We start from the raw sequence: 21,936 nt of genomic DNA on the forward strand, positions 1-21,936 counted from the left end.
CGAGGGTCCGCTGCCGTGAGGGTCACCCCGCCCGCTCTTTGGAGGAGGCGATCGGTCCCCTTACTTCGGTCCGGATCGGAATCCACGATCAAGACGAGCATCGTTCGCCTTCACGCTCATCGACGCGATCCCCCCAGCGTTTCCCCGATACGCGGTGCCGTAGCTCCCGTCAACGCTGAGTTTCGTAATCGCGGGCGGACCACACGAAATACCGGTTGCATTCGCACCTCGAAGCGCGCATAGGTACCTGCAAAGGTGTCTCGTCTCGCGCAGGGGGAGTGGTGCAACGTCGTGTTCTCGTGATGGCGGCAGCCGTCGCTGCGCTCTTGGCGCCGGCGTTCTCGGCGCCGGGCAAGAAACCGAACCCCACGCCGCCCGACATGCTGTTCGCGACCCTGGAAGACTTCTACGGACAGACCGGAAACCGCTTCCAGGCCGCGTTCGGCTTCCGTAACTTCGAGGAGATTGCCGGCTCGCCGGTCGCACCCAAGAGCTACGGCGTGGCGGTCGACGACATGGTGATCTCGTGGAAGGAAACGCGCCTCGACGCGGACACGCACGACTGCGCCGGCGCCGGTGAGTGCGCGAACATCGAGGTGGGCTCCACGCTCACGTACGATGCGACGTCATTCGTGGAAGTCACGGTCACGGACAAGACTCCGTACGACAACGTCCACGGACGCTGCACCAGCGCCAACATCGTCTGCTCGAACGACGCGCAGTGCACCGGGTTCGGCACCTGCGACAACATCGGAACCGCCTGGAACAGGAACAACTGCAACGGCGACTCCGTCTGCTCTCTGAACCCGGCGAAGTCCTGCACCCAGAACGGCGACTGCGGCGCCGGCGAAGGCGTCTGCTCGGCCGACTACACCGACGCCGTCGACGATCAGGACTGCGACGACGACGGCACGCCGGACGTGCTCGTCAAGCTCACGTCGGACGCCGAGACGAAGGGAGAGGTGGCGGTTCTGAACCAGGTGTCGCCCAACGTCTACAAGGCGCGCTTCCCCTACTCGTTCCTCTACGACTCGGCGGGCACGCTCTACATGGCGATCACCGGCAACGCGCCTCCGGTCATCACGGCGAGCTACGAGGACCGCAACGACGGCACCGGTTCCCGCTGCCTGAACGCCCTGGACCCCACGAAGCAGGGCCTCCTCACCGCGGGCACGACGGTGATCAACGTGACCGCCGGCCGCATCGACCTCAAGTCGTATGCGATCAACCTCGTCGGTCGCTGCACCATCACGACGTCCAAGCTGTGCTCGGCCCCGGCCGATTGCCCGGCGGGCGAGGGGTGCCAGACCCAGTTCGCCTTCGGCGACAACGACGGGTTCGCGGACACGAACGAGACGATCGACATGCCGGTGACGTTCGTGAACAAGAGCGGTCTCGCGCTCGACGACCTCACGGCCGCCCTCGGCACGAACGATCCGAACATCGAGTGCATCAGCAGGCCGGTCGTGAGCGTTCCGGCGGGAGGCGGCACCGTCGCCAACAACGCCACCGTGACCTCCGCCCCGTTCCGCTTCAAGGTCGCGAACGTCAACCGCACGTCGGTGGACCAGAACCTGAAAGCGACGTTCTACCTCACGCTCCGGTCGAAACAATTCGACGTCATCACACGCTCGATGTCCCTGACGATGGATCTCGACCTGAGCACGCTCGGCGGGTCCGGCCTCAGCGAGTTCATCGAGGACTTCACCACGACGTCGAACATGGGCAAGTTCACGATCGCGACCCTGGACGCCGGCAAGAACAGCCTCGCGGCTTCGGACGGCATGCGCTGCCAGTACAACGACCCGGAGGCTCTCAACACGAACAGCGCCGGCGACTCCGACTGCTTCCTCGGCTTCACCGGCGACCCCGCCGGCGGCGTGAACGACTGGCACGTGCACGACAGCTCGGCGGCGAACGGCAGCACGGGCCGCGCGTACACGGGTAACTTCTCCGTGCACTGGGGCGTCCACCTCGGCACCACGCCGAAGCGCGACACCGGCCGGTACAAGCAGCTGGATGCGATCCAGACGATCAATCCCGTCGCCCTGGGACTCGCCAGCTCGAACCCCGAGCTTCACTTCGCCCATCAGGTCTCGCTGGTCGACAACCGGGGGATCGGCGGCATCACGAACGGCGAGTGCGCGGATCGCGCGATCGTCCAGATCAACGTGCTGACGTCGACGGGCTCACCGACGAACTGGGTCAAGATCTTCCCGTACGCGAACGCCTACGAGGAGCAGGGCACGGACGATTTCACCAACTGCACGTTCGACCCGACCGACGATGGGAACAACGAGGACTCGTTCTTCAATCCGACCGATCCGAACCGCCGGCTCGGGCCGTCGTCGACGTGTTACCCCGAGTTCGTGTTTGCGCACTCGGGCGACACCGACTACCGCCACGGCTACGACCCGACGCACGTCGGGCTCGCCGATGCCGGAGCCGCGCTCCGGGGCTCGATCAACGTCGGCACCTGGGTCCGGCCGCGCTTCTCGCTCCTGCCTTACGCCGCGCGCCGCATCCGCCTGCGCTTCCTCGGCACCTCGATCGAGCTGGGCACCAGCCAGACCTGGGACTCGTTCTTCGGACGCGACGACCAGCCGCAGGACGACGGCTGGTACATCGACGACATCCACATCGTCGGGGCGCTCGGCGGCACTCCCTACACGATGACGCAGGACACCCGCACGATCACCGCGCTCCCGACCTGCTCGGCCGGCTGCACGTCGATCACGGCGGCGCTCGTCGCCACGCCGTCCACGACCTCGGGACCCGGACAGGCCGTGGGCCTCGAGGCCAAGACGTCGGCGATCGACGCCTGCCTGAACGGCATCTCGCAATATCAGTTCTGGCTCGACGGCAACGGCAACTCGGTCGTCGGCGACGCCGGGGACACGCTGCTCCGCGATTGGACCGACAGCTCCGCCTTCGCGGACGCTCCCAACTTCACCACCCGGTACGGCGTGAAGGTGCGCTGCTCGACGAGCCCCTCGTGCGATCAAGCGGACGGGTCGGCGGCCGTCACCGCGCTGGTCACGGTCCCCTGCCCCTCGACCGGTACCGCGAAGGCCAGGTTCACGCAGAACATCGGCGTGAGCAAGACGAGCGTGAGCTGGGCGACGACGGCCGTCGTCGACGCGATCCGCGGCAACCTCATCGGCCTCAGGAGCGCCGGCGGCGACTACAACGGCACCGTGCTCGCCTGCATCGGCGACAACGTCTCGGCGAGCTCGATCGCCGAAGCGACGAGCCCGGGGCCGGGCGCCGCCTTCTACTACCTCGTCCGTCCGGCCGTCACGACGTACTGCAATGAGACCGTCAGCTACCGCGAGGGTGTGGTCTCCGAGCTCGCGGGCGCGGGCGGAGATCGCGACGCCGACCTCTCGCTCGATCCGAACGCCTGTCCGTAGAACGCTAGCCGGACTTCCAATCCTCGTGGTCGCGCGCGACGGCCTTTCGCAATCGCCGGACCGCCGCGACCAACGTCGATTTCCGGATCGCTCCCACGGCCTTCCGTAGCCGCTTCCGATTGCGTCCGCCGAGATGCGCGTTCGCGGCCTCGAGCCCCATGCACCGCAGCACCTCGTCCATCTCGGGTGTTTTCCGGAGAGATTCGAGCTCGATCCGTCGGTTGGACGGCGAGAGGCGGCGGCCGACCCAGTCGCCGCGATGCAGGAGGAACGGATCCGGGCAGCGGACCGCTGCGTCGAGCATTTCGGAATAAAGGATCCGCCCGGATCTGTCCTTGTCCGCCCACCGCGACGCCGGCGGCAACAGCTCCTTCACCTCGCGAGCGACGAGTCCGCCCGAGAGCTCTCCGATGGCCGTATAGCGCCGGCGGCCCAGGCTCCCCAGTCCGGCGGAACGGTGGATCAGCTTGACCGGCTTCGCCTGCGGCGGCATCAAGCGCTCCAGCAGTCGCCGGGCCGGGCGCGGTGGCCGATCGGATGCCGGATGATCGACGAGCTTTCCCCAGAAGGTCCCGGCGGCCTTGAGACGACTGGAAGCGATCTCCCGCAGCGACCGGTGGCGCTCTTCGAGGACGAACGGCATGCCGCCGGACCTGATCCCTTCGCGATAGCCGTCGAGGATCAGCGCGACCGCATCGCCGTCGTGCAGCGGCAACGCCTTCTGCTCGATCGCGATCACGGCGCTGACCGAGAGGCGGATGAGGTCGTTCGTGAACGGGAGCTCGTCGGCTTCGTCGAAGTCGTTGATCCCCCAGACGAGCCGGCCCTCGGCGTCGCGCCACGTTCCGAAGTTCTCGACGTGAAGGTCGCCGACCGAAAGAACCGCGGGCATCTTGGCGAGATCCGCGGCGAGCTCCCTCCAGATCTGTGCCCACCGGTAGTAGGTGGCGCGAAGAAAAGAGAACGCGTCGGCTCTCATCGCCCGGTGCTTCGCCTTGAGGTCCGCGTCGATCAAGGGGACGCGGCGTGCCGCCCAGCGCTCGTAGTCGGATGTCGCGTCGATGATGGTCATCGGAGCCCTCCCCCCGTATTGTCTCGTCTTCTGTAAGATCCTGCGGGTGCGGGGAGCCGGGAAAAAGCCGAAGGATCCGAAGGGGCCGCCTGGGATGGCGATCGCCGCCGGCCTCCTCCTCCTCGTCGCGATCGCGTACGGCGGCGCGACCCGGAACGGGTTCGTCGCCTACGACGACGGGGTTTACGTCTCGGATAACCCGCACGTGCGCAGCGGACTCTCCGGCGGGTCGGTCGCGTGGGCATTCACGACGTTCGAGAACTCCAACTGGCATCCGCTCACGTGGCTGTCGCACATGGCCGACGTCGAGATGTTCGGCCTCGATGCGGGACGGCATCACGTCACGAGCGTCGTCCTCCATGCCGCCAGCTCGATCCTCCTGTTCCTTCTCCTCGGCGCGATGACCGGTACCACGTGGCGGCCGGCGCTCGTCGCGGCGCTCTTCGCCGTGCACCCGCTCCACGTCGAATCGGTCGCGTGGATCGCGGAGCGCAAGGACGTCTTGAGCACGCTCCTCGGCCTGCTCGCGCTCACGGCTTGGCTGCGCTGGCTCCGGTCCTCGCGCAAGGCGGCCTACGGCGCCGCGATCGCGTTCTACGCCGCGTCGCTCATGGCGAAGCCAATGCTCGTGACGTTCCCGTTTCTCCTCATGCTTCTCGATTTCTGGCCGCTCGAGCGCGCCGCATTCCCTCCGCGCTGGAAGGAGAAGCTGCCGCTCCTCGCGCTGTCGGCCGCGTCGTGCGTGGTGACGATCGCCGCGCAGCGCGCCGGCGGGGCGCTCCAGACGCTCGAGCGCATCCCGCTCCCATCACGACTCGCGAACGCAGCGGTCACGTACGCGACCTACCTCGTAAAGACGATCCGGCCATCCCCGCTCGCGGTCTTCTATCCGTATCCGAGCTCCGGGCATCCGGTGTGGGAGGTCGTGGTCGCGGTCGTCCTGCTCGCGGCAATCACCGCGGCCGCGTTCCGGTTCAGAAGCGCGGCGCCGTGGGCTCTCACAGGCTGGCTCTTCTACCTCGTCGCGCTGGTCCCGGTCATCGGCATCGTGCAGGTGGGCGAGCAATCGATGGCCGACCGTTACACGTACCTTCCGCTCGTCGGCGTCTTCGTCGTCGTGGCGTGGGGCGCCGGCGCGATCGCGGAGCGTGGACGCGCGGCCTTGAGTACGGCGTCGTGCGTCGCACTCGCCGCGCTCGTCGTCCTCACACGCGGGCAAGTCGCGCTCTGGTCGGACAGCGTGACGCTGTTCACGCACGCGATCGCCGTGACCGACGGCAACTGGGCGATGCGGAACAACCTCGGCGGCGTCCTCTCACGTGAAGGGAAGTCCGACGCGGCGCTCGCGCAGTTCGAAGAGGTCGCGCGGCTGCGGCCCGAGTTTGCCGAGGGGCAGTACAACCTCGCCCTCGAGCTCGCGAATCGAGGGAGCCTTCCGGAAGCGATCGACCGCTACCAGCGAGCGCTGCGACTCAGACCGGACTACGTCGAGGCGCACTACAACCTCGGCAACGCGCTCCTCCACGCGAAGCGGCTCGATGACGCCATCCGCGAGTACGGTGAAGCATTGCGCCTGCGCCCCGGCGACGCGCGGGCGCACAACAACCTCGCGATCGCGCTCGCGCGTGCCGGCCGCGACCCCGAGGCGATCGAACACTACCGGGAAGCCGTGCGCCTCGAGCCCGGCTTCGCTGAGGCGCATTTCAACCTCGGCGGAGCGCTCGTGCGCGCGGGACGGCCCGAGGAAGCGCTCGAGGAGCTCCGGGCCGCTGTGCGCGCCCGGCCGGACTACGTCGAGGCGCGAGAAGCGGCGGAAAGGCTGAGCCAACTGGCGCCCCGGTCTCCTCGACCCTAGCTTCCCCACGTGAAGGCTCTCGCGGCCGCCGTGCTCGTCGCCGCCGTCGCGCGCGGTGCCGTCGCGAACTGTCAGCTCGGCGGCACGGCGTGCGGCGATCCGGTCGCCGTCGATTGCAACAACGGCACCGTGTGCTTCCCGCCGTATCGCACTTGCGCGAGCTGCACCTGCACGACGACGAACGAGGGGAAGACCTGCCTCTCCAACACCTCCGAGCCGGGAACGGTCGCGACGGTGCTCGTCGCGAAGAGCGTGGCGGTTCCCGGCGATCTCGATCTCGAGTGGACGGCGAGCTGCCGCGCGGCAGCGACCGACTACGGTATCTACGAGGGGGTCCTGACTTCGTGGTACTCGCACGAGCCGCGGCAGTGCTCGTCCGGCGGACTCCTCTCGGCGACGATCGCGCCGACGGCGGGCGACCACTATTACCTCGTCGTCGCGATCTCGTCCGACTTCATGGGATCGCTCGGCACGAGCTCGAGCGGCACGGAACGGCCGGACGGGTTGGGGTCGTGCGGGAGCGATCGCGCCTTCGCTCCCTGCCCGTAGCGCTCACTCCGACGCGCGCGTCGCGCTCGCCTTCCGGATTTTGGATCGTCGCGCCGGTCGCCCCCCAGCGCCCGGCGCGACTCGCGATCGCTAGTTGTTCACGCAGACAGGACAACACTGGCCCGGGGGAACCTGCAAGTGCTGGTTGTCCTCGCACGCAGGCGCAGCGCAGCTCACGAACCTGCAGTTGATGAACGCCTGGGCCGGGGTCGCCGTCACCGCGACGAACGCCGCCACCGCGATGACCACGCTGCCGAGAACCAACCAGATCGCCTTCTTCCTCTCCATGTGCCTCTCCTTCCTGGCGCGAAGCGCCGTAAACGTGTTCGTGGATGCTCTCACGTTCGGCGACGGGAGGAGCCGCCTCCGAAGAGTGGCACGGATCATCGGGCGAGGAACGCCTGGACTCTTTCGAGAAACGCCGCCGGCTCCTCGCAGAACGGAAGGTGACCGCTCTTCTCGAAGACGGCGAGCTCCGAGCCGGGGATCGCCCGGTGGATCGCGAAGGCGACCGACGCCGCGACGTTGAAGTCGTAGCGCCCGGTGATCACGAGCGTCGGGAACTTGAACTTGGACAGCTCGGGGTTGAGGTCGAAGCGCTGCAGATCGCTCCACACCGACTTGTTGACCTTCTGCCGGTAGACGAAGCTCGACGATCGCGCCATGAACGCGTCACGCGCCGCCGGCGAGTAGAACAGCATCGTCATGTACTCATGGAGGTCCGCCGCGACCGCCTTGTCGTCGCCCAGCTCGACGGCGAACGCGAGCGCGTCTTCGCGGGCCGTCGTCTCGGGGTAGATGTTCTTGAACAGAAAGACGGTGTCCTGGATCTTCGGCGCGGCGGAATCGACGATCATCAGGTGCGCGATGCGGTCGGGATGCCGCGACGCGTAGGCCATCACGAGATAGCCGCCCCACGAGTGGCCGAGCAGGTCGAACTTCTCGAACCCGAGGTGCGCCCGGAGCGCATCGAGATCCTCGATCTGCTCTTCCAGGCCGCACGGCTGCCCTTCTTTCAGCTCGGACGAGCGGCCGTTCCCCCGCTGGTCGTAGAGGACGACCTTGCGGCCCTTGGCGAGGGTGTCCCACACGTCGCCGCAGAGCAGGTAGCTGTGGTCGAAACCGGGGCCGCCGTTCGCGACGATGAGCGGCGTCCCGGAGCCGCTTCCCGTCACCTCGTACCAGATCGTCACGCCACCGGTTTGAAAGGTGGCGCCCTGGTCCGCTGCGACGACGGCGCTTCCGAGTGTCAGTGAGAGAACGATGCCCGAGACCAGTCGCAACATGGAGACCTCAGTGCCGCGGCGCCTTCGCCTCGACGTCGGAGAGCCAGTTCACGATCTCGAGGACGCGGTCGCCGGGAAATTGCGGAGCGACCGGCCGGACCGCAAGGAAGCGCTGGCCGTCGGGCGAGAAGCCGACGATGTCGGTCGTGTTCGGGACCTTCATCACCTCGACGGGAGCGGCGGTGGAGATTCCGGAAGGAGTCTCGGTCACCCGGACCGACATGAGCGTGCGGTCGAGCTCGTTCAGATGCACGTAGATCAGCTCGTCGCCGTGGGGTGACCACACGGGGACGTCGCCGCCGGTCCGGGAGATCTGCCACGTTCCGTTCCCCGAGGGGAACGGGTGCACGAAGATCTCCCGGCGGCCGGAGACGTCGGCGTCGTACGCCATCCAACGTCCGTTCGGGGAGATCGTCGGCCGGCCCGGTTGCACCTCTCCCGCGCCGCTGATGCGTTGCCTCGACGACGCGCCGTCGAGGCTCATGAGCTCGAGATCGTTCTCGAGCTGGACCACGAGCTGGACGCCCGACGGCGTCGTGGCGAGGAGACGCGCCTGCAGTCCCGAGATCTGCGGCGCGACGGCGCGCGGCGCACCGGATCCGTCCGCCGGTGTGAGATACAGACGCTGCGCACTCCCGCCTTCCGCATCGGACGACACGAGAAGCTGGCGGCCGTCGGGGTGCCAAGCCACGAGCGACGTGTTGCCTGCCGATTTCACCTGCACCGAGGAGCCGCGGGCGATGTCGTAGACGACCACGGTATCCGTGGCACCGAACACCGTCGATGCGACGCGGGTCGCGTCCGGAGAAAGTCTCGGCTGGTAGTAGGGCTCCAGCGGCGCACCCACGGATGCAATCGCCCCATGACGGTCGAGCCAGACGAGCTCGTGCCGGTGGATGTTCGGCCCGCCGGGAACGTAGAGGAGCGCTCCCGCCTTGGCAGCGACGGCGAACTGTGCGGCGCCGCTGCCCGGCTCGGTCATCACGCCCGGGACGATCGTGACCGGGCTCCCCGTCACTTTTTCGGCGCCGAGATCGAACGGCACCGCGACGATCGCTCCGGCGCGCGTATAGACGATGTGACCGGTGGGAACGTAGCGGGCGTACGACCCGCCCTCGATGAGCGTCTTCCATTTCTTGGTCTCGAGGTCGAGGAGCGCGATCGCCGCCTGATCGAACGAGGTGATCCCCTCCTTCTTGATCGTGAAGAGAAGGTGGCGGCCGTCAGGAAGGGCCGCTGGCCACCGGTGCGAGACCTCACCCTTCGACACGTCGGGAATCGTCAACGCCTCCGGAACACCTCCATTCTCGCCGACGAGAAACAACCCGGACTTCGCCGCCGGAGCGAAGATGATGCCGCGCTCGGTCCAGACGGCCCCCTTCATTCCACCGACGCTTCGCCGCTCGACGAGAGGGACCGGCTGCCCGCCGGTCACCGGGATCTTGTAGAGGCCCGTCGCCGAGAAGCCGATCCACTTGCCGTCGGGGGAGAAGAACGGATTCGAGATGCCGAACCCGGGCTCGGGCGGCGGCACCTTCTGCATCACGCCGATCTCGTCCGCGCGCCGCAGGCAGAGCTCGCCCTCGAACCAGCTTCCCGTCGGCGAGACGCCGAGGTACGCGATCGTCTGGCCGTCATCCGAGATCGCGATCGACGCCACGTCCGCGATCGCGAAGCGAAGCGCTCCGGGATCGGTCACGTCGACCTTCAGCGGGCGGGCCGACGCCGCGCGCGTGGCTTCCGGCGCGTCGCTCTGGTTTCTCCCCGGCACGAACCACGCGAGCATCGCGGCGACCACCGCGACCGCGGCGATCGTCCAGGGAACATTGGAGGGTAGGCGCCGAGTCGGCGCAGCCGCAGGCACACCCCCGGTCGAGGTCCACTCACGCGCCTCGCGCGCGCGCTCGAGCTCGATCCGGATGTCGCCGGCGTCGCGAAGGCGGCGCCTCAGGTCCTTCTCGAGACAACGCTGCAGCAGCTCGCGGATGCGCGGCGGCGTGCGCGCGGGCAGCGCGCCCCAATCCGGCTCGCGCTCGACGATCTTCGCGAGCACGTCGGTCGCCGTCTCCCCTTCGAAGGCGCGGCGGCCGGTGAGGCATTCGTAGAGGACGCAGCCCAGCGCCCAGACGTCCGACCGCCGGTCGACGGCGCGCCCACGCGCCTGCTCGGGGCTCATGTAGGGGAAGGTGCCGACCATCATCCCCGGCGACGTGAGGTGAATCGACACGGTCGGCGAATGGTCCAGCGCGCCGGCGGGACTCTCTTCGTCGAGCGCCTTCGCGAGACCGAAGTCGAGGATCTTCGCTTTGCCGTCCGGCGTGAGCATCACGTTCGACGGCTTGAGATCGCGGTGGACGATTCCGGCGTCGTGCGCCGCCTCGAGCGCGCCGGCGATCTGCTCGACGACCGCGAGCGCGTCGTCGATCGGCAGCGGGCCCTGCTTCAGCCGATCGGCGAGCGACCGTCCCTCGACCAGCTCCATGACGAGGAAGTGGGCGTCGCCTTCGTCCTCGAAGCCGTAGATCGCGGCGATGTTCGAGTGGTTGAGCGACGCGGCGACGCGCGCCTCGCGCTTGAAGCGCCCGATGCGCTCGGGGTCGCGCGCGACGTTCTCGAGGAGGACCTTGATCGCGACCTCGCGCCCGAGACGCGTGTCGGTGGCGCGGTAGACCTCGCCTACGCCGCCGCTCCCGAGGCGCGAGACGATCTTGTAAGGCCCGATCGATCCTTGCCTGGGCCCGGACGATTCGAGCATGCGGCAGCCGCCCCCTTGGGTTCGGCCATCTTAAGGCCTCAGCACCGCATCCGGAACCGCGCCCCTCCCCCGTGGGCGTTGTCGAGCTCGAAGCCGAAGCGGTGCTGCGCGAGGATCTCGCGGACGAGGGTGAGGCCGAGGCCGCGGCCGTCGCGCTTGGTGCTGAAGAAGGGAGTGAAGAGGCGGCGGCGCGTTTCCTCGCTGAGTCCGGGGCCGGAGTCGGCGATGTCGAGGGTGACGCGGCCCCGCTCCGCGCGGATCCCGAGCGTGATGCGGCCGTCCTCGCCGATCGCCTCCATCGCGTTCTTCACGACGTTGACGAGCACCTGCTCGATCTGGTTGCGGTCGAGGAGCGACGGGCCAGCGGCGGCGCGCTCGGACCACGTGGCTTCGATCCGGCGCGCGGCGAGCTGCGGGCCCATGAGGACGAGGATGTCGTCGACGAGGTCGATGAGGACCCACGGACGCACGTCGGGCGGCGGGATGCGCACGACTTCGGCGAACCCCCTCATGAACGCGTTGAGATGGTCGAGACGGGTGACCGCGACGTCGATCCCCTTCGAGAAGTCTCCGCGATCCTCGGCGCCGAGCTGCGGCGCGTAGGTGCCGACCGACTCGAGGAGCGAGCGCACCGCGGCGACCGAGTTGTTGACCTCGTGCGTCGTCATGCGGATGAGCTTGTCGTAGGCCGCCTTCTCGGTCGCATGGAGGTCGGCGGTGAGATCCTCGACGACGTAGAACCCGCGCGGATGCCCCCGGTCGTAGAACGTGCCGCGGGTCGCCTTGTAGCGGCGGCGGCCGTGGATCGTGACGATCTCGGAGCCCGCTTCGGGAAGCCGCGAGAGCGCGCGGACGAGCGGCAGGTCCAGCTCGTCCAAGGTCCGTCCGAGCACGAGCCCGGCGGGGGTCTCGAGGAAACGGTCCGCGGCGGCGTTGACGAGCGCGACCTTCCCGTCGTGGTCGAGCGTGACGACGCCGTGCGGCGAGGCGGCGATGAGCTTCTGAACGAACCCTTCCTGCTCGCGCCCGCGCGTCCGCTCCTCGCGCAGCGAGTCGATCATCCGGTTGTACACCGCGATCATGGCGTCGATCTCGGCGTGGCCCGTCGGCCGGAAGTGGGCGGTGAAGTCGCCGTCCTCCATGAGGTTCGTCCCCGAGCGGACGAGGCGCGAGGGAAGCGCCGACGCTCGCGCGAGGGCGAGCCCGGAGGCCGCCGAGAGCGCGAGGATCGCTTCGGCGATCACCAGGAGGCCCGGGCGATCGTAGAGGGTCGCGAAAGCGATCCCCGCGAAGATGACGTGCGCGACGATCACGTAGGTGACGAGCTTCGCGCGGAGCGTCACGCCTGCTTCGCCTCGATGCCGTGCTTCTGCAGGCGCCGGTAGAGCGCGGTGCGGCTGATGCCGAGCGCCTCGGCGGCGCGGGTCAGGTTCCCCGAGGCGTGGACCAAGCAGCGCTCGATCATTGCCTTCTCCAGGGCATCGAGCGTCATCGTGCCGGGGCTCGGAAGCGGGGCCTCGCGGTGCCCGGCCGCCTCGAGCTCCGCGAGCGCGCGGAAATGGTCGGCGTCCAAGCGATCGTCGTCGACGACGAGGACCGCGCGCTCGACCGCCTGCTTCAGCTCGCGGACGTTCCCCGGCCACGACCGCGCCACGAGCCACGCCGCGGCGGAAGGAGCGAGCGCCGGCTGCCGGCGGCCGAAGCGCTTCGACGCCGCCTCGAGGAAGTGCTCCGCGAGCGGACGCACGTCCCCCGCCCGCTCGCGCAGCGGCGGGAGGCGGAGGGCGATGAGATTCAAGCGGTAGAAGAGGTCCTCGCGGAACGTCCCCTTGGCGACCATGTCGGGGAGATCGCGGTTCGTGCTCGAGACGACGCGGACGTCGACGCTCCGCGAGGCACTCGAGCCGAGGGCCTCGTAGGTGCGGTCCTGGAGGACGCGGAGGAGCTTGACCTGCGCCGCCGGGTCCAGCTCGCCGATCTCGTCGAGGACGATCGTCCCGCCGTCGGCGAGCTCGAAGCGCCCCCGGCGATCGCTCCTGGCGTCGGTGAACGCGCCGCGCACGTGGCCGAACATCTCGCTCTCGAACAGCGTCGCGGAGATCCCGCCGAGGTTGACCTTGACGAACGGGCCGTCCCGCCGTCCGCTCGCGGCGTGGATCGCCTCGGCGATCAGCTCCTTGCCGGTGCCGCTCTCGCCGGTGATCAAGACCGACGCGTCCGTCGGCGCGACGCGCGCGACCATCTCGAGGACGCGGAGGAGCTTCGGATCCTCGCCGACGATGCCGGCGAAGCGCCTTGGTGCGGGAGCACCGGCCTTCGGCCACGGCGCCGCGAGCGCCAGCGCGGTCTCGACCGATTGCACGACCTGCACGTTCGACCACGGCTTCGTGATGAAGTCGGAGGCTCCCGCGCGCATCCCCTCGACGGCGAGCGGAATCGAGCCCCACGCCGTGATGAGGATCACGGGAAGCGCCGGATGCCGCTCGCGGATCGCCGACAGGAGCGTCAGCCCTTCGTCCCCCTGCGTCGCCCGCGAGAAGTTCATGTCCTGCAGGACGAGCGACACCGGGCTCGCGCCGAGGACGGCGAGAGCCTCGTCCGGTCCCGACGCGACGGACGTCGCATGCCCGTGCTGCTTCAGGAGGAGGGCGAGCGACGCCCGGACCGAGGGGTCGTCGTCGACGATCAGGATCATCCGGTCACTCGTCCCTGAGCGCGTCCGCCGGATGGACCCGCGTCGCGAGCCAGCTCGGATACGCCGCCGCGGTGAGGGCCAGGCCGACGACCACCACGATCGCCAGGACGGCGCCGGCGGTGAGCGTCCCGAAGGAGAGGAAACCGAGGAGCGGGATGAGCGGGACCTGCGCCACGAGCAGGAGCCCGACGGCAACGGCGAGTGCGGCGGTGAGCGTGATCTCCATGAGAACCTGGCTTTGGATGTCGCGTTGCGAGGCGCCCGCGGCGCGCCGTAAACCGAACTCGCGCGCGCGCCTCGTCACATTCTGCCACAGCACGCCGATCATCCCGAGGGCGACCATGATGAGGAGGAACGCGGCGACGAGGCCGAGGATGAGAAGGGGTGCCAAGCGCATGCGGAAGGAGGTCGCGCGGCTCGCCTCGAGCGGCCGGGCCTCGAGGGTCCACTCCGGCGTCACCTGTTGCAGCCCCCGCACGAGCCGCTCCTCGAAGCCGGCGTCGACGCCCGGCCGCGCGCGGACGACGAGCTTCTGCGGTGGGCGGACCTTCGGATCGCCGACCGGGATGCGGCGGAAGATGAAGGGATGCGAGAGCGAGAGCTCGCCCCCCTTCCGGTAGTCCGAGACGACGCCGACGATCCTCGATTCCGGCTCGTCCTTGCCGTCGACCGGCACGACCTTGCCGACCGGGTCTTCTCCGGGATAGGCGATCTCCGCCATCTCCTCGTTCACGACGATAGGCCTCCAACTCGACGCGTCGTCGTCCGCCGTGAACCATCGTCCGCGCACGACGTCGAGGCGCACGGCGTCGCGATACGCGTCGGTGGCCTCCGAGAACTCCGGGTCGACGGCGCGGCCGCGGATCGTGATGCCGCCGACCATCGTGCTGAAGTCGTACGGGGCGTTGGAGGCGCCCGCGATCGTCTCGACGCCTTCGATGCCAGCGCCTTCCTTCAGCAAGCGCGTGAAGCCGGCGGTCTCCTCCGGGCTCCAGGTGTCGTCGGTCGACTTGTGCCGGTCGACCGAGATCTCCCAGACGTTCCGGTAGTCGAACCCGACCGGCTTGCCGTACGAGCGTGCGAGCTGGACGCCCGCCGTGGCCACCGCGAAGACGACGAGGAACGAGGCGAGGATCTCGACGATGAGGAGTGCGTTGCCGCGCTTCCTGCGCCAGGCGAGCTTGAGGAAGTGACGGATCATGACGCCACCCCGCGGAGCGCCTCGGCGGGATGCAGGCGCGACATCCGCCACGCCGGGTAGACGCCCGAGAGGACGCCGAAGAAGACCGCCGCCACGAGCCCCTCGCCGAGGATGCGCCAGTTCACCGCGAGCTGCGAGTACGGGAGGAGCCCGCTGAGGTTGATCGCCATGAGGATGGGGGCGGCGGCGACCGCCGCCACGAAACCGCCGACGATCGTAAGGAGGACGTTCTCGGCGACGAACTGCGCGACGAGCGCACGCGACGTGGCCCCGAACGCCTTCCGCACGCCGATCTCCGGCGCGCGGTCGAGGATGCGGCTGAGATTGACGTTGACCAGGTTGATCGCCGGCAGCGTCATGAAGAGGACGGCGAGGATCGAGAGCCCGATCCGGAGCTTCACCGCCGCGGAGAGGCCTCCGCTTCCGGTCTCGGGCGCGATGTCGAACATCTTCCGGCCAATCGTCCCGGCCATCGTGTCGAGCGTGCCGTCGAGCTGCTTGTAATGCGCGGGATCGGGGATGGGGTGGCGCTTCACGCGCGCGGCGAACTCGGCCCTGAGCGCCGGGAAATCCGCGGCGTCCTTCGCCAGCACGATCGCGCCGAAGTTCCCGAGCGCGTCCTTGCGCCACGAATCTCCGCGCATCGTCGCGATCGGAACCCAGACGTCGGAGAAGATCAGGACGCGCTCGCTCGGCACGTCTTCGACGACACCGACGACGCGGAAGCTCTGGCCGGCGATCTCGATCGTCCGCCCCAGCGCCTTGTCGCCGCCGAAGAACCGGTCCCGCGTGGAGGCGTTGATGACGGCGACGAGGTTCGCGTCGCGGTCGTCCGCTTCGGTCATCGGACCGCCTTCGAGGAAGGTGAAGTCGAGGATCTTCCAGAACCCCGCGTCGGTTCTCTTGAAGAATGCGTCGACGCGATGTCCCGAGGCGTAGCTGACCGCCTGGCTCGGCATCGTGAAGAACGCGATGCGCTCCGCACCGGGAAGGTCGCGGACCTCGGCGTCGAGGAAGCCGTAGCCCGCCCCGGAGGTGCTGGTCCAGTGCGGCCCCGAGAGCTTCATCTCGGTGACGTAGAGCGACCGCGCGACGCGGATCTCGGGGGGATGGGGTCCGACCGCATGGTCGAGCAGCGCGCTCCCGATCAGGATCATGAGCAGCGTGAACGCGATCCCGAAGAGCGAGATGAAGGTGAAGAACTTCCGCCGGAGGAGCCCGCGCAGGGCCACTTTGAAGGTGCTGGCGTTCATCGCGCGCTCACTGGACCTGGCGGCCGTCGAAGAGACGGATGACCCGGTCGGTCGACTCGGCGAGGCGCGGGTCGTGCGTGACCATGGCGATCGTCGTCCCGCCCTCGCGATTGATCGCGTGAAGGATCGCCATCACCTCGTCGCCCATCGCGCTGTCGAGGTTGCCGGTCGGCTCGTCGGCGAGGAGCAGGCGCGGCTCGCCGACGATCGCGCGGGCGATCGCGACGCGTTGTTGCTGCCCGCCGGAGAGCTGGCCGGGGAAGTGGTGCACGCGAGAGGCGAGACCGACGCGGTCGAGCGCGGCGCGGGCGCGCTTCCTTCGTTCCTTCGCCCCCATGCGGCGGTAGAGGAGCGGCAGCTCGACGTTGTCCTGCACCGTCAGGTCGGCGACGAGGTGGAACGACTGGAAGATGAATCCGATCTTCTCGTTCCTGACGCGCGCGACGGCCTTGTCCTTGTAGCTCCCGACCGGAGCGCCGTCCAGGACGACCCGGCCCCCGCTCGGCGCGTCGAGAAGCCCCATGAGGTTGAGGAGCGTCGTCTTGCCGCATCCCGAGGGACCCATGATGGAGACGAACGAGCCGGCGGGGACGTCGAGCTCGATCTTGTCGAGCGCGAGCGTCTCGATGCGCTCCGTCCGGTAAACCTTGCTGACGCCTTCCAAGCGGATCACTTCTGCCTCCTACCGAAGGCGCACCGTCTCGAGGTGCGCGTAGTCCTGCATGTCCGAGAGCACGATCGTGCCGCCGGGCGCCACGCCCTCCTCGATCTCGAGCCGGTCGAATCCGACGAGACCGAAGCGCACGCTCCGCCGCACGAGGCGCGAGCCGTCGACGACGAAGACCGGCTGCACCGCGCCGGTCACGGCGAAGACGCCGCGCTCGACCGTGGGAACGCCGCTCTTCGACGCGACGACGACGTGAACGTCGACCCGGAGGTTCTGCCGCAGCTCCGGATCCGACGGCCGCGCGAGATCGACGAGAAACCGTGCCGTCCCGCCCTCGATCGCCGGGAGCACGGTCGCGACCGTCCCGTCCATCGGTCTTCCCGCCGCGACGACGTGGACCCGCTGGCCCGCAAAGAGACGCGCGACGTGGACGTCGGAGATCGTCCCCTCGACGCGGAAGAGGTCCGGCCGCGCCACGCGCGCCACCGGATCGCCGCGGTGGACCGCGGTCCCCTCCTGGCTCGCCACCCAGGCGACGACGCCGTCCATGTCGGCCCGCGCCGTCGCCAGCTCGAGCTGACGCCGTGACTCCGCCGCTTCCTTCTCGAGGGTCCGTGCGGCGAGCGCCACGCCGTCGAGCTGCGCCTTCGCCGCCTTCTCGGCCATCGCCGCCGACTCCTCGAGCTGCCGCACCTCGATCGCCGCCTTCTTCGCCTCCGCCCGGACTGCCTCGAGCGCCTCGTCGGAGACGAGCCCGTCGACGCGCAGCTTCTCGCTCTGGGCGGCCTTGTGGGCGAGCACCTCCGCATCGAGGCGCCGGCTCTCCGCCTGTGCCCGGAGGCCGAGCAGCTCGCGATCGAGGCTGAGGCGCACGCGCTCGCGCTCGCTCTCCTGCTCGGCGAGACGATCGGTGAGCCGCTCGAGGTCCAGCTTCGCGGCGCCCGTGTCCAGCTCGACCAGCGGATCGCCGGTCTTGACCCTCTCCCCCGCCCTCTTGAGGACCTTGAGGACGCGGCTCTCGATCGGCGACACGATCGAGCGCTCGGCCGCGGGCACGATGACGCCCGACGCATCGAGGGTCGCTTCGACCGTTCCGATCTCGACGCGGCCGAGGCGGAGCCGCGATTTCTCGACGGAGGGACGGAGCCAGCCCGGCAACAGGAGGAGCGCCGCGACCGCGAGGCCGCACGTCACCGTCACGACGGCGATCCTCTTCGCACGCCGCCGCCGCACGATCCCTTCGTCGATGGCCCGATCCATGAGGGGCAGGCAAGGCAATCGCGATGCCAGCGATCGAGGGCGAATCGTCGCGGCCGGCGGCCCTTGAAGCGTGCGGATCCGGACGCCGGCGTTCGCTATCGCCCGGGAAATCCGCGAAAACCGGTCGCGACCGCGAGGTCGAACTCGCGCAGGATCCGTCCGTCGCGCTCGAGCGTCACATGAATCGGCGGCGAGAGCGACTCGAACGAGGGGCGCACCGCGTCGAAGAAGCCGGCGTGCCACCGGTCGTCGACGATGACGGCACTCCATCCGCGGAGGTCGCTCTCGGCTTTCCAGGTGTCGTACGCGGCGCCGTTCCGTGGCGCGGGTTGCCACAAGAAGACCGGCGGCCGGCCCCGCGTATAGAACGACGCGAGGCCCGCGATCGAGTAGCCGTCGTGGCACAGCAGAAACGTTCGTCCCGGATCGCGCTCGACGAGCGGAGCGATCGCGGCTCCGAGCTCCTTCCAGTCGACGATGTCGTTGAGGCGCGAGGTTCCAAACTTCTTGGAATAGGACCACGAGAACGCGATGAGGCTCGGGCGAAGGGGGACGAGATAGAGGAGGCCTGTGATGACGAGGCACGGCGCCACCGCCGCGATGACGACCGCCCGCGACGGCCGCCGCTCGAGCGCGAATGCGCCGAGCGCCACGAAGCCGGTCATGTAGCCGACGGCCGGCCAGTGATTGTCGACCGCGGCGTGAAGGCTGTACGCGGCGTAGAAGAGGAACGGAACCGCCGCGAACGATCCCAAGAGCACCGCGCGCGCGTCGGACCTCCGCCGCCAGCACGCCACGAGCGCCCAGAGGAACCCTGCGAAGAACACCGGCGACACCGCGACGAGCTGCATCGCGAAAAGCTCGCCGAGCGGACGCAGGGTGAACTGAGGAGAGACCTTGTAGCCGACGCGCATGAGGAGCGTCACCCACCCGTGCCGGCTGTTCCAGATCAGATCGGGCAGGAAGACGAGCACGGCGAGGAGGGCCGCCACGTACGGTCCCGCGCGACGAAGCTGCGAGCGCCCCTCGGCCGTCGCGACGAGCACGAGCGCGACGGCGGGCACGAGCAGGATCGCGGGAAGCTTCGAAAGCAGCGCGAGACCTGCCGCGAGCCCCGCGGCGGGCCACGCCCACGTCCGCCCGTCGAGCACCGCCTTCTTCACGGTGTAGGCCGTCAGCGTCCAGAAGCACGTGAGGAGCGCGTCGGTCGTCGCGAGCACGCCCCCGGCGGCCGCGATCGGCGTGATGAGGAGCGCCCCGACACAGTAGAACGCGGCGCGCGCGCCGTAGAGCTCGCGCGCAAGACGGAAGGCGACGCCGAGCGCGACCGTCATCGCGACGACGGAGACGAGACGCACGGTGCGCTCGGACGTTCCGAAAGCGCGCGTGATGGCGGCGATCGACCACGCGATGAGCGGTGGATGCTCCGGATAGCCGAGCGCGAGGTGACGCGACCACTGCCAGTGCATCAGCTCGTCGCCCGTCAGCTCGACCCAGCCGCTGTAGAGCAGCCGGAAGACAAAGCTTGAGGCGAGGATGGCGGCGAACCAAAGCGCGTACCGGCGCTCCGCCTCGGGACCCCGTAACTCCTCCCGGCGCGCGCCGGGAGGAGCGGGGCTGTCACGCGGACCGGAGCTTTTCGGGGGGATCCGGTCCGCGATCAAGTTCCTAAGGACCGGACTCCAACGTGATGCGGCCGAACGAACCGTGGGACTCACCGCTCGGCCCCGCCGCGAAGTAGAGCGAATCGGGGCTGCCGGCCTCCCCACCGTTGCCGAAGGCGATCCCCCAAAGGCCGTCGATCCGGATCGGCCGGTGCGACGCGTCGCGCAGCACACCGTCCGGAGTGAGGCGGTTGAAGTCGTCGGTCATCCGGAACGTGGCGATGGTGCCGTCGCCGAAGTTGCCGACGAGGAGCTTCCCGCTCGCGGCTCCGAATCCGGCAGCCGGTGCGAGCGCCATCCCCCACGGTGCGTCGAGCGCGCCACGGATGGCGACTTCGCCGAGAAACACTCCGTCGGTGTCGAACGCGGCCAGCATTCCGAGCCCTTGGCCGGCGACCTCGTCCATCTTCTCGGGGTCCTGCTTGGCGTAGCTCACGAAGACGCGACCGGCGAGCGTCTGGATCCCGAACGGAGCGAAGCCGGGGGGAACCCTCGGCGTGGCGAACGCATCCGGCTTCGTCACCGGCTTGAAATTCTCGTCGAAGACGTCCACCCGCGCGTTGTGGAAGTCGGTGGCCATCAGTCGAGGCCCGTCGAGCGTCCTCGCGACCGCGAGCCCCTTGTAGACCGCGCCGTCCGACGAGCGGTCGACGCCCACGAACGCTTCCTGCTCGGGAGCCGGCGGGCCGACGGACGGATTCCACCCCACGATCTTGCCGCTCTCGAGGGCGAAAAGGAACCGTGACGGGCCCGAATTCGTCCCGTCGGTCACGGCGAACCCGTCCCCGTTCCAGTGGACGATGCCGGTGGGCGGCCCGGACAGCGACACGTGCAGCCCCTGGACTGTGCCGTTCTCATCGACCACGGCCGCGCTGTCGATCTCGTTGACCGCGACCCACCACGGCCCCGTCCCGCTCGCGGCCAGGCCCCAGCCGTTCCGGAACTCCGGATCTACCTGCCGCGTCGCAATCGTGCCGTCGGAGAGGAGGTAGTCGACGTGATAGCCGTCCTCGAGCCCGCCGAAGCTGAGCGACGACGCCGACCCGAGGGGTTGAAGCGTGACGGCCGACACGGTCACGATCGCCGCGCTCACGCTCTGAGTGATCCGCCGAGGGATTCGCACGCCAACCTCCTTGCGCCCCGCGCACCCTCTTAGCGAGGCGCGTGCCGCCGTTTTCGTCGAGCGGACGTGCTCGCGCCTTCGCGCGGTGAGCATTCGCGCCCCACGACGCTCCTTTCGTGTACCGAGGCCGGCGAGTCCAGTTCCCCTATCAGGGAACGGATCAACGAACTATTGTCGTCGAGCGCAAACCGTTCGGCGAGTCGCGCGTATAGGTCTATGAGACTCGCGAAAGGCGGTGCGCCATGGATCTCGGAGCGCGTCGTGCAGTGGGTTCGGCGGCATTCCTCTTCACAGCACTCATCGTCACGACGGGCGCGCAGGCGGCGGACACGTGCGTCCAGACACGGGTGACCGACGCGTTCGTCTCGCCCGACGGGCACGTGCACGGGCCCGGCGTGGTGAAGGTCTGTCCCTACTGGTCGGTCACACCGTCCCTCCGCCTGAACAGCGTGTCGTTCAACGGCACGACGCTCGGGATCTGGATGACCCGCGCCGGCGAAGCCGGGAAGTTCGCGGACGGCACGATGATCGCCCTGCGACGCCTCCCGGAGGGACGCATCGCGCTGGCCGATTACTACTGGCCGGGACGCGACGGTCGCCCGGAAGCGCCGGGGCTACGCGCGGCGAGCTCCGCCGCGGCTTCGGCCGGGCCGTAGCCGCTACTTCTTCTTCCGCGTGCTCGGGTCGTCCGCCGGGTTCACGTACGTGAGCTGGAACGGGCCCATGCCGTGGACCTGCACCGTGCACGCCGTCTTCGCCATCGCGTAGTGGCGCATCTCGGCGGGAAGGAGCACGTAGCCGCCGACGGGTAGGTCCTTCATCGACCCTTTCTCGAACTTCTCACCCATCCCGATGTCGAAGGTGCCCGAGAGCACCGTGACGTGCTCGTCGGTCGGATGCCAGTGCGGCATGATCCTGTAACCGGCCGGCATCTGGAGGCGGACGACGTAGAGTCCGGCCTTACCCGGGTCGCCCGAGATGACGGTGAACTTCGCGTTCTGTTCGAAAACCGGCGGCGGCGGGCCCCACTTGAGCTCCGACGGCATGGCGATGACGTGACCCGGCTTGCCCGCATCCTGGGCCCAAGCGGTCACGACGACGAAGGCGAGAACGGCCAACCCCACAGCGATGAGCTTACGCACA

17 protein-coding genes are annotated in these 21,936 nt (G+C 68.9%); 4 read left to right on the forward strand and 13 right to left on the reverse strand.

Going from position 1 to position 21,936, the window contains the following annotated elements:
• The first annotated feature begins 281 nt into the window (after positions 1-281).
• Positions 282-3,413 carry a hypothetical protein gene (locus VFV19_17140; protein HEX4826026.1) on the forward strand — a complete coding sequence of 1,044 codons (3,132 nt, stop codon included), beginning with the start codon at positions 282-284 and terminating at the stop codon, positions 3,411-3,413.
• Positions 3,414-3,417: 4 nt separating this feature from the next.
• Here VFV19_17140 and VFV19_17145 read toward each other — a convergent pair whose 3' ends face one another.
• Positions 3,418-4,485 carry a DUF2252 family protein gene (locus VFV19_17145; GenBank protein HEX4826027.1) on the reverse strand — a complete coding sequence of 356 codons (1,068 nt, stop codon included), beginning with the start codon at positions 4,483-4,485 and terminating at the stop codon, positions 3,418-3,420.
• On the opposite strand from VFV19_17145, the gene VFV19_17150 reads away from it, so the two are divergent.
• Together VFV19_17150 and VFV19_17155 are read left to right on the forward strand one after the other, a co-directional pair.
• A complete protein-coding gene (locus VFV19_17150) occupies positions 4,475-6,340 on the forward strand; it encodes a tetratricopeptide repeat protein (GenBank protein HEX4826028.1) in 1,866 nt (621 codons plus the stop codon). The genes VFV19_17145 and VFV19_17150 overlap by 11 nt on opposite strands.
• Positions 6,341-6,349: 9 nt before the next feature.
• Positions 6,350-6,889, forward strand: a complete 540-nt coding sequence (locus VFV19_17155) for a hypothetical protein (protein HEX4826029.1) — start codon at positions 6,350-6,352, stop codon at positions 6,887-6,889.
• Between the two features lie 90 nt (positions 6,890-6,979).
• Here the strand turns inward: VFV19_17155 and VFV19_17160 are convergent, their stop codons facing one another.
• The 11 genes from VFV19_17160 to VFV19_17210 all read right to left on the reverse strand — a co-directional run bounded on the left by VFV19_17160 (position 6,980) and on the right by VFV19_17210 (position 20,793).
• A complete protein-coding gene (locus tag VFV19_17160) occupies positions 6,980-7,177 on the reverse strand; it encodes a hypothetical protein (GenBank protein ID HEX4826030.1) in 198 nt (65 codons plus the stop codon).
• Positions 7,178-7,272: 95 nt separating this feature from the next.
• Positions 7,273-8,175 carry an alpha/beta fold hydrolase gene (locus tag VFV19_17165; protein ID HEX4826031.1) on the reverse strand — a complete coding sequence of 301 codons (903 nt, stop codon included), beginning with the start codon at positions 8,173-8,175 and terminating at the stop codon, positions 7,273-7,275.
• A gap of 7 nt (positions 8,176-8,182) precedes the next feature.
• Positions 8,183-10,930: a protein kinase gene (locus tag VFV19_17170; protein HEX4826032.1), complete on the reverse strand. Its 2,748-nt coding sequence runs from the start codon at positions 10,928-10,930 to the stop codon at positions 8,183-8,185.
• Between the two features lie 38 nt (positions 10,931-10,968).
• Positions 10,969-12,273 carry an ATP-binding protein gene (locus VFV19_17175; GenBank protein HEX4826033.1) on the reverse strand — a complete coding sequence of 435 codons (1,305 nt, stop codon included), beginning with the start codon at positions 12,271-12,273 and terminating at the stop codon, positions 10,969-10,971.
• Positions 12,270-13,625 (reverse strand): sigma-54 dependent transcriptional regulator, encoded by a 1,356-nt coding sequence (locus VFV19_17180; GenBank protein ID HEX4826034.1) that lies wholly within the window; start codon positions 13,623-13,625, stop codon positions 12,270-12,272. Before VFV19_17180 ends, VFV19_17175 begins: the two co-directional genes overlap by 4 nt.
• 4 nt (positions 13,626-13,629) lie before the next feature.
• On the reverse strand, positions 13,630-14,826 hold the full coding sequence (locus VFV19_17185) for an ABC transporter permease (protein ID HEX4826035.1): 1,197 nt from the start codon (positions 14,824-14,826) through the stop codon (positions 13,630-13,632).
• Positions 14,823-16,079: an ABC transporter permease gene (locus VFV19_17190; protein HEX4826036.1), complete on the reverse strand. Its 1,257-nt coding sequence runs from the start codon at positions 16,077-16,079 to the stop codon at positions 14,823-14,825. Before VFV19_17190 ends, VFV19_17185 begins: the two co-directional genes overlap by 4 nt.
• A 7-nt stretch (positions 16,080-16,086) precedes the next feature.
• Positions 16,087-16,752 (reverse strand): ABC transporter ATP-binding protein, encoded by a 666-nt coding sequence (locus VFV19_17195; protein HEX4826037.1) that lies wholly within the window; start codon positions 16,750-16,752, stop codon positions 16,087-16,089.
• Positions 16,753-16,761: 9 nt separating this feature from the next.
• Positions 16,762-18,006, reverse strand: a complete 1,245-nt coding sequence (locus VFV19_17200) for an HlyD family efflux transporter periplasmic adaptor subunit (GenBank protein ID HEX4826038.1) — start codon at positions 18,004-18,006, stop codon at positions 16,762-16,764.
• A gap of 95 nt (positions 18,007-18,101) precedes the next feature.
• A complete protein-coding gene (locus VFV19_17205; protein HEX4826039.1) occupies positions 18,102-19,670 on the reverse strand; it encodes a glycosyltransferase family 39 protein in 1,569 nt (522 codons plus the stop codon).
• A gap of 4 nt (positions 19,671-19,674) precedes the next feature.
• Positions 19,675-20,793, reverse strand: a complete 1,119-nt coding sequence (locus VFV19_17210; GenBank protein ID HEX4826040.1) for a TIGR03118 family protein — start codon at positions 20,791-20,793, stop codon at positions 19,675-19,677.
• 266 nt (positions 20,794-21,059) lie between these two features.
• Here VFV19_17210 and VFV19_17215 point away from each other — a divergent pair, with 266 nt between their 5' ends.
• The gene (locus VFV19_17215; GenBank protein ID HEX4826041.1) at positions 21,060-21,449 is read left to right on the forward strand and encodes a hypothetical protein; all 390 of its coding nucleotides are present in this window, start codon (positions 21,060-21,062) and stop codon (positions 21,447-21,449) included.
• A 3-nt stretch (positions 21,450-21,452) separates the two neighbouring features.
• On the opposite strand, the gene VFV19_17220 is transcribed toward VFV19_17215, so the two are convergent.
• Positions 21,453-21,935 (reverse strand): cupin domain-containing protein, encoded by a 483-nt coding sequence (locus tag VFV19_17220; GenBank protein HEX4826042.1) that lies wholly within the window; start codon positions 21,933-21,935, stop codon positions 21,453-21,455.
• Position 21,936 lies beyond the last annotated feature (1 nt).

The organism is Candidatus Polarisedimenticolaceae bacterium, assembly GCA_036275915.1.
Lineage (GTDB): Bacteria > Acidobacteriota > Polarisedimenticolia > Polarisedimenticolales > DASRJG01 > DASRJG01.

Excerpts from the sequence above, each read along its gene's own strand:
- VFV19_17200 (HEX4826038.1), bottom strand. The coding sequence starts at position 18,006 with ATGGATCGGGCCATCGACGAAGGGATCGTGCGGCGGCGGCGTGCGAAG.
- VFV19_17185 (HEX4826035.1), bottom strand. The coding sequence starts at position 14,826 with ATGATCCGTCACTTCCTCAAGCTCGCCTGGCGCAGGAAGCGCGGCAAC.
- VFV19_17190 (HEX4826036.1), bottom strand. The coding sequence starts at position 16,079 with ATGAACGCCAGCACCTTCAAAGTGGCCCTGCGCGGGCTCCTCCGGCGG.
- VFV19_17170 (HEX4826032.1), bottom strand. The coding sequence starts at position 10,930 with ATGCTCGAATCGTCCGGGCCCAGGCAAGGATCGATCGGGCCTTACAAG.
- VFV19_17180 (HEX4826034.1), bottom strand. The coding sequence starts at position 13,625 with ATGATCCTGATCGTCGACGACGACCCCTCGGTCCGGGCGTCGCTCGCC.
- VFV19_17150 (HEX4826028.1), top strand. The coding sequence starts at position 4,475 with ATGATGGTCATCGGAGCCCTCCCCCCGTATTGTCTCGTCTTCTGTAAG.
- VFV19_17165 (HEX4826031.1), bottom strand. The coding sequence starts at position 8,175 with ATGTTGCGACTGGTCTCGGGCATCGTTCTCTCACTGACACTCGGAAGC.
- VFV19_17160 (HEX4826030.1), bottom strand. The coding sequence starts at position 7,177 with ATGGAGAGGAAGAAGGCGATCTGGTTGGTTCTCGGCAGCGTGGTCATC.
- VFV19_17145 (HEX4826027.1), bottom strand. The coding sequence starts at position 4,485 with ATGACCATCATCGACGCGACATCCGACTACGAGCGCTGGGCGGCACGC.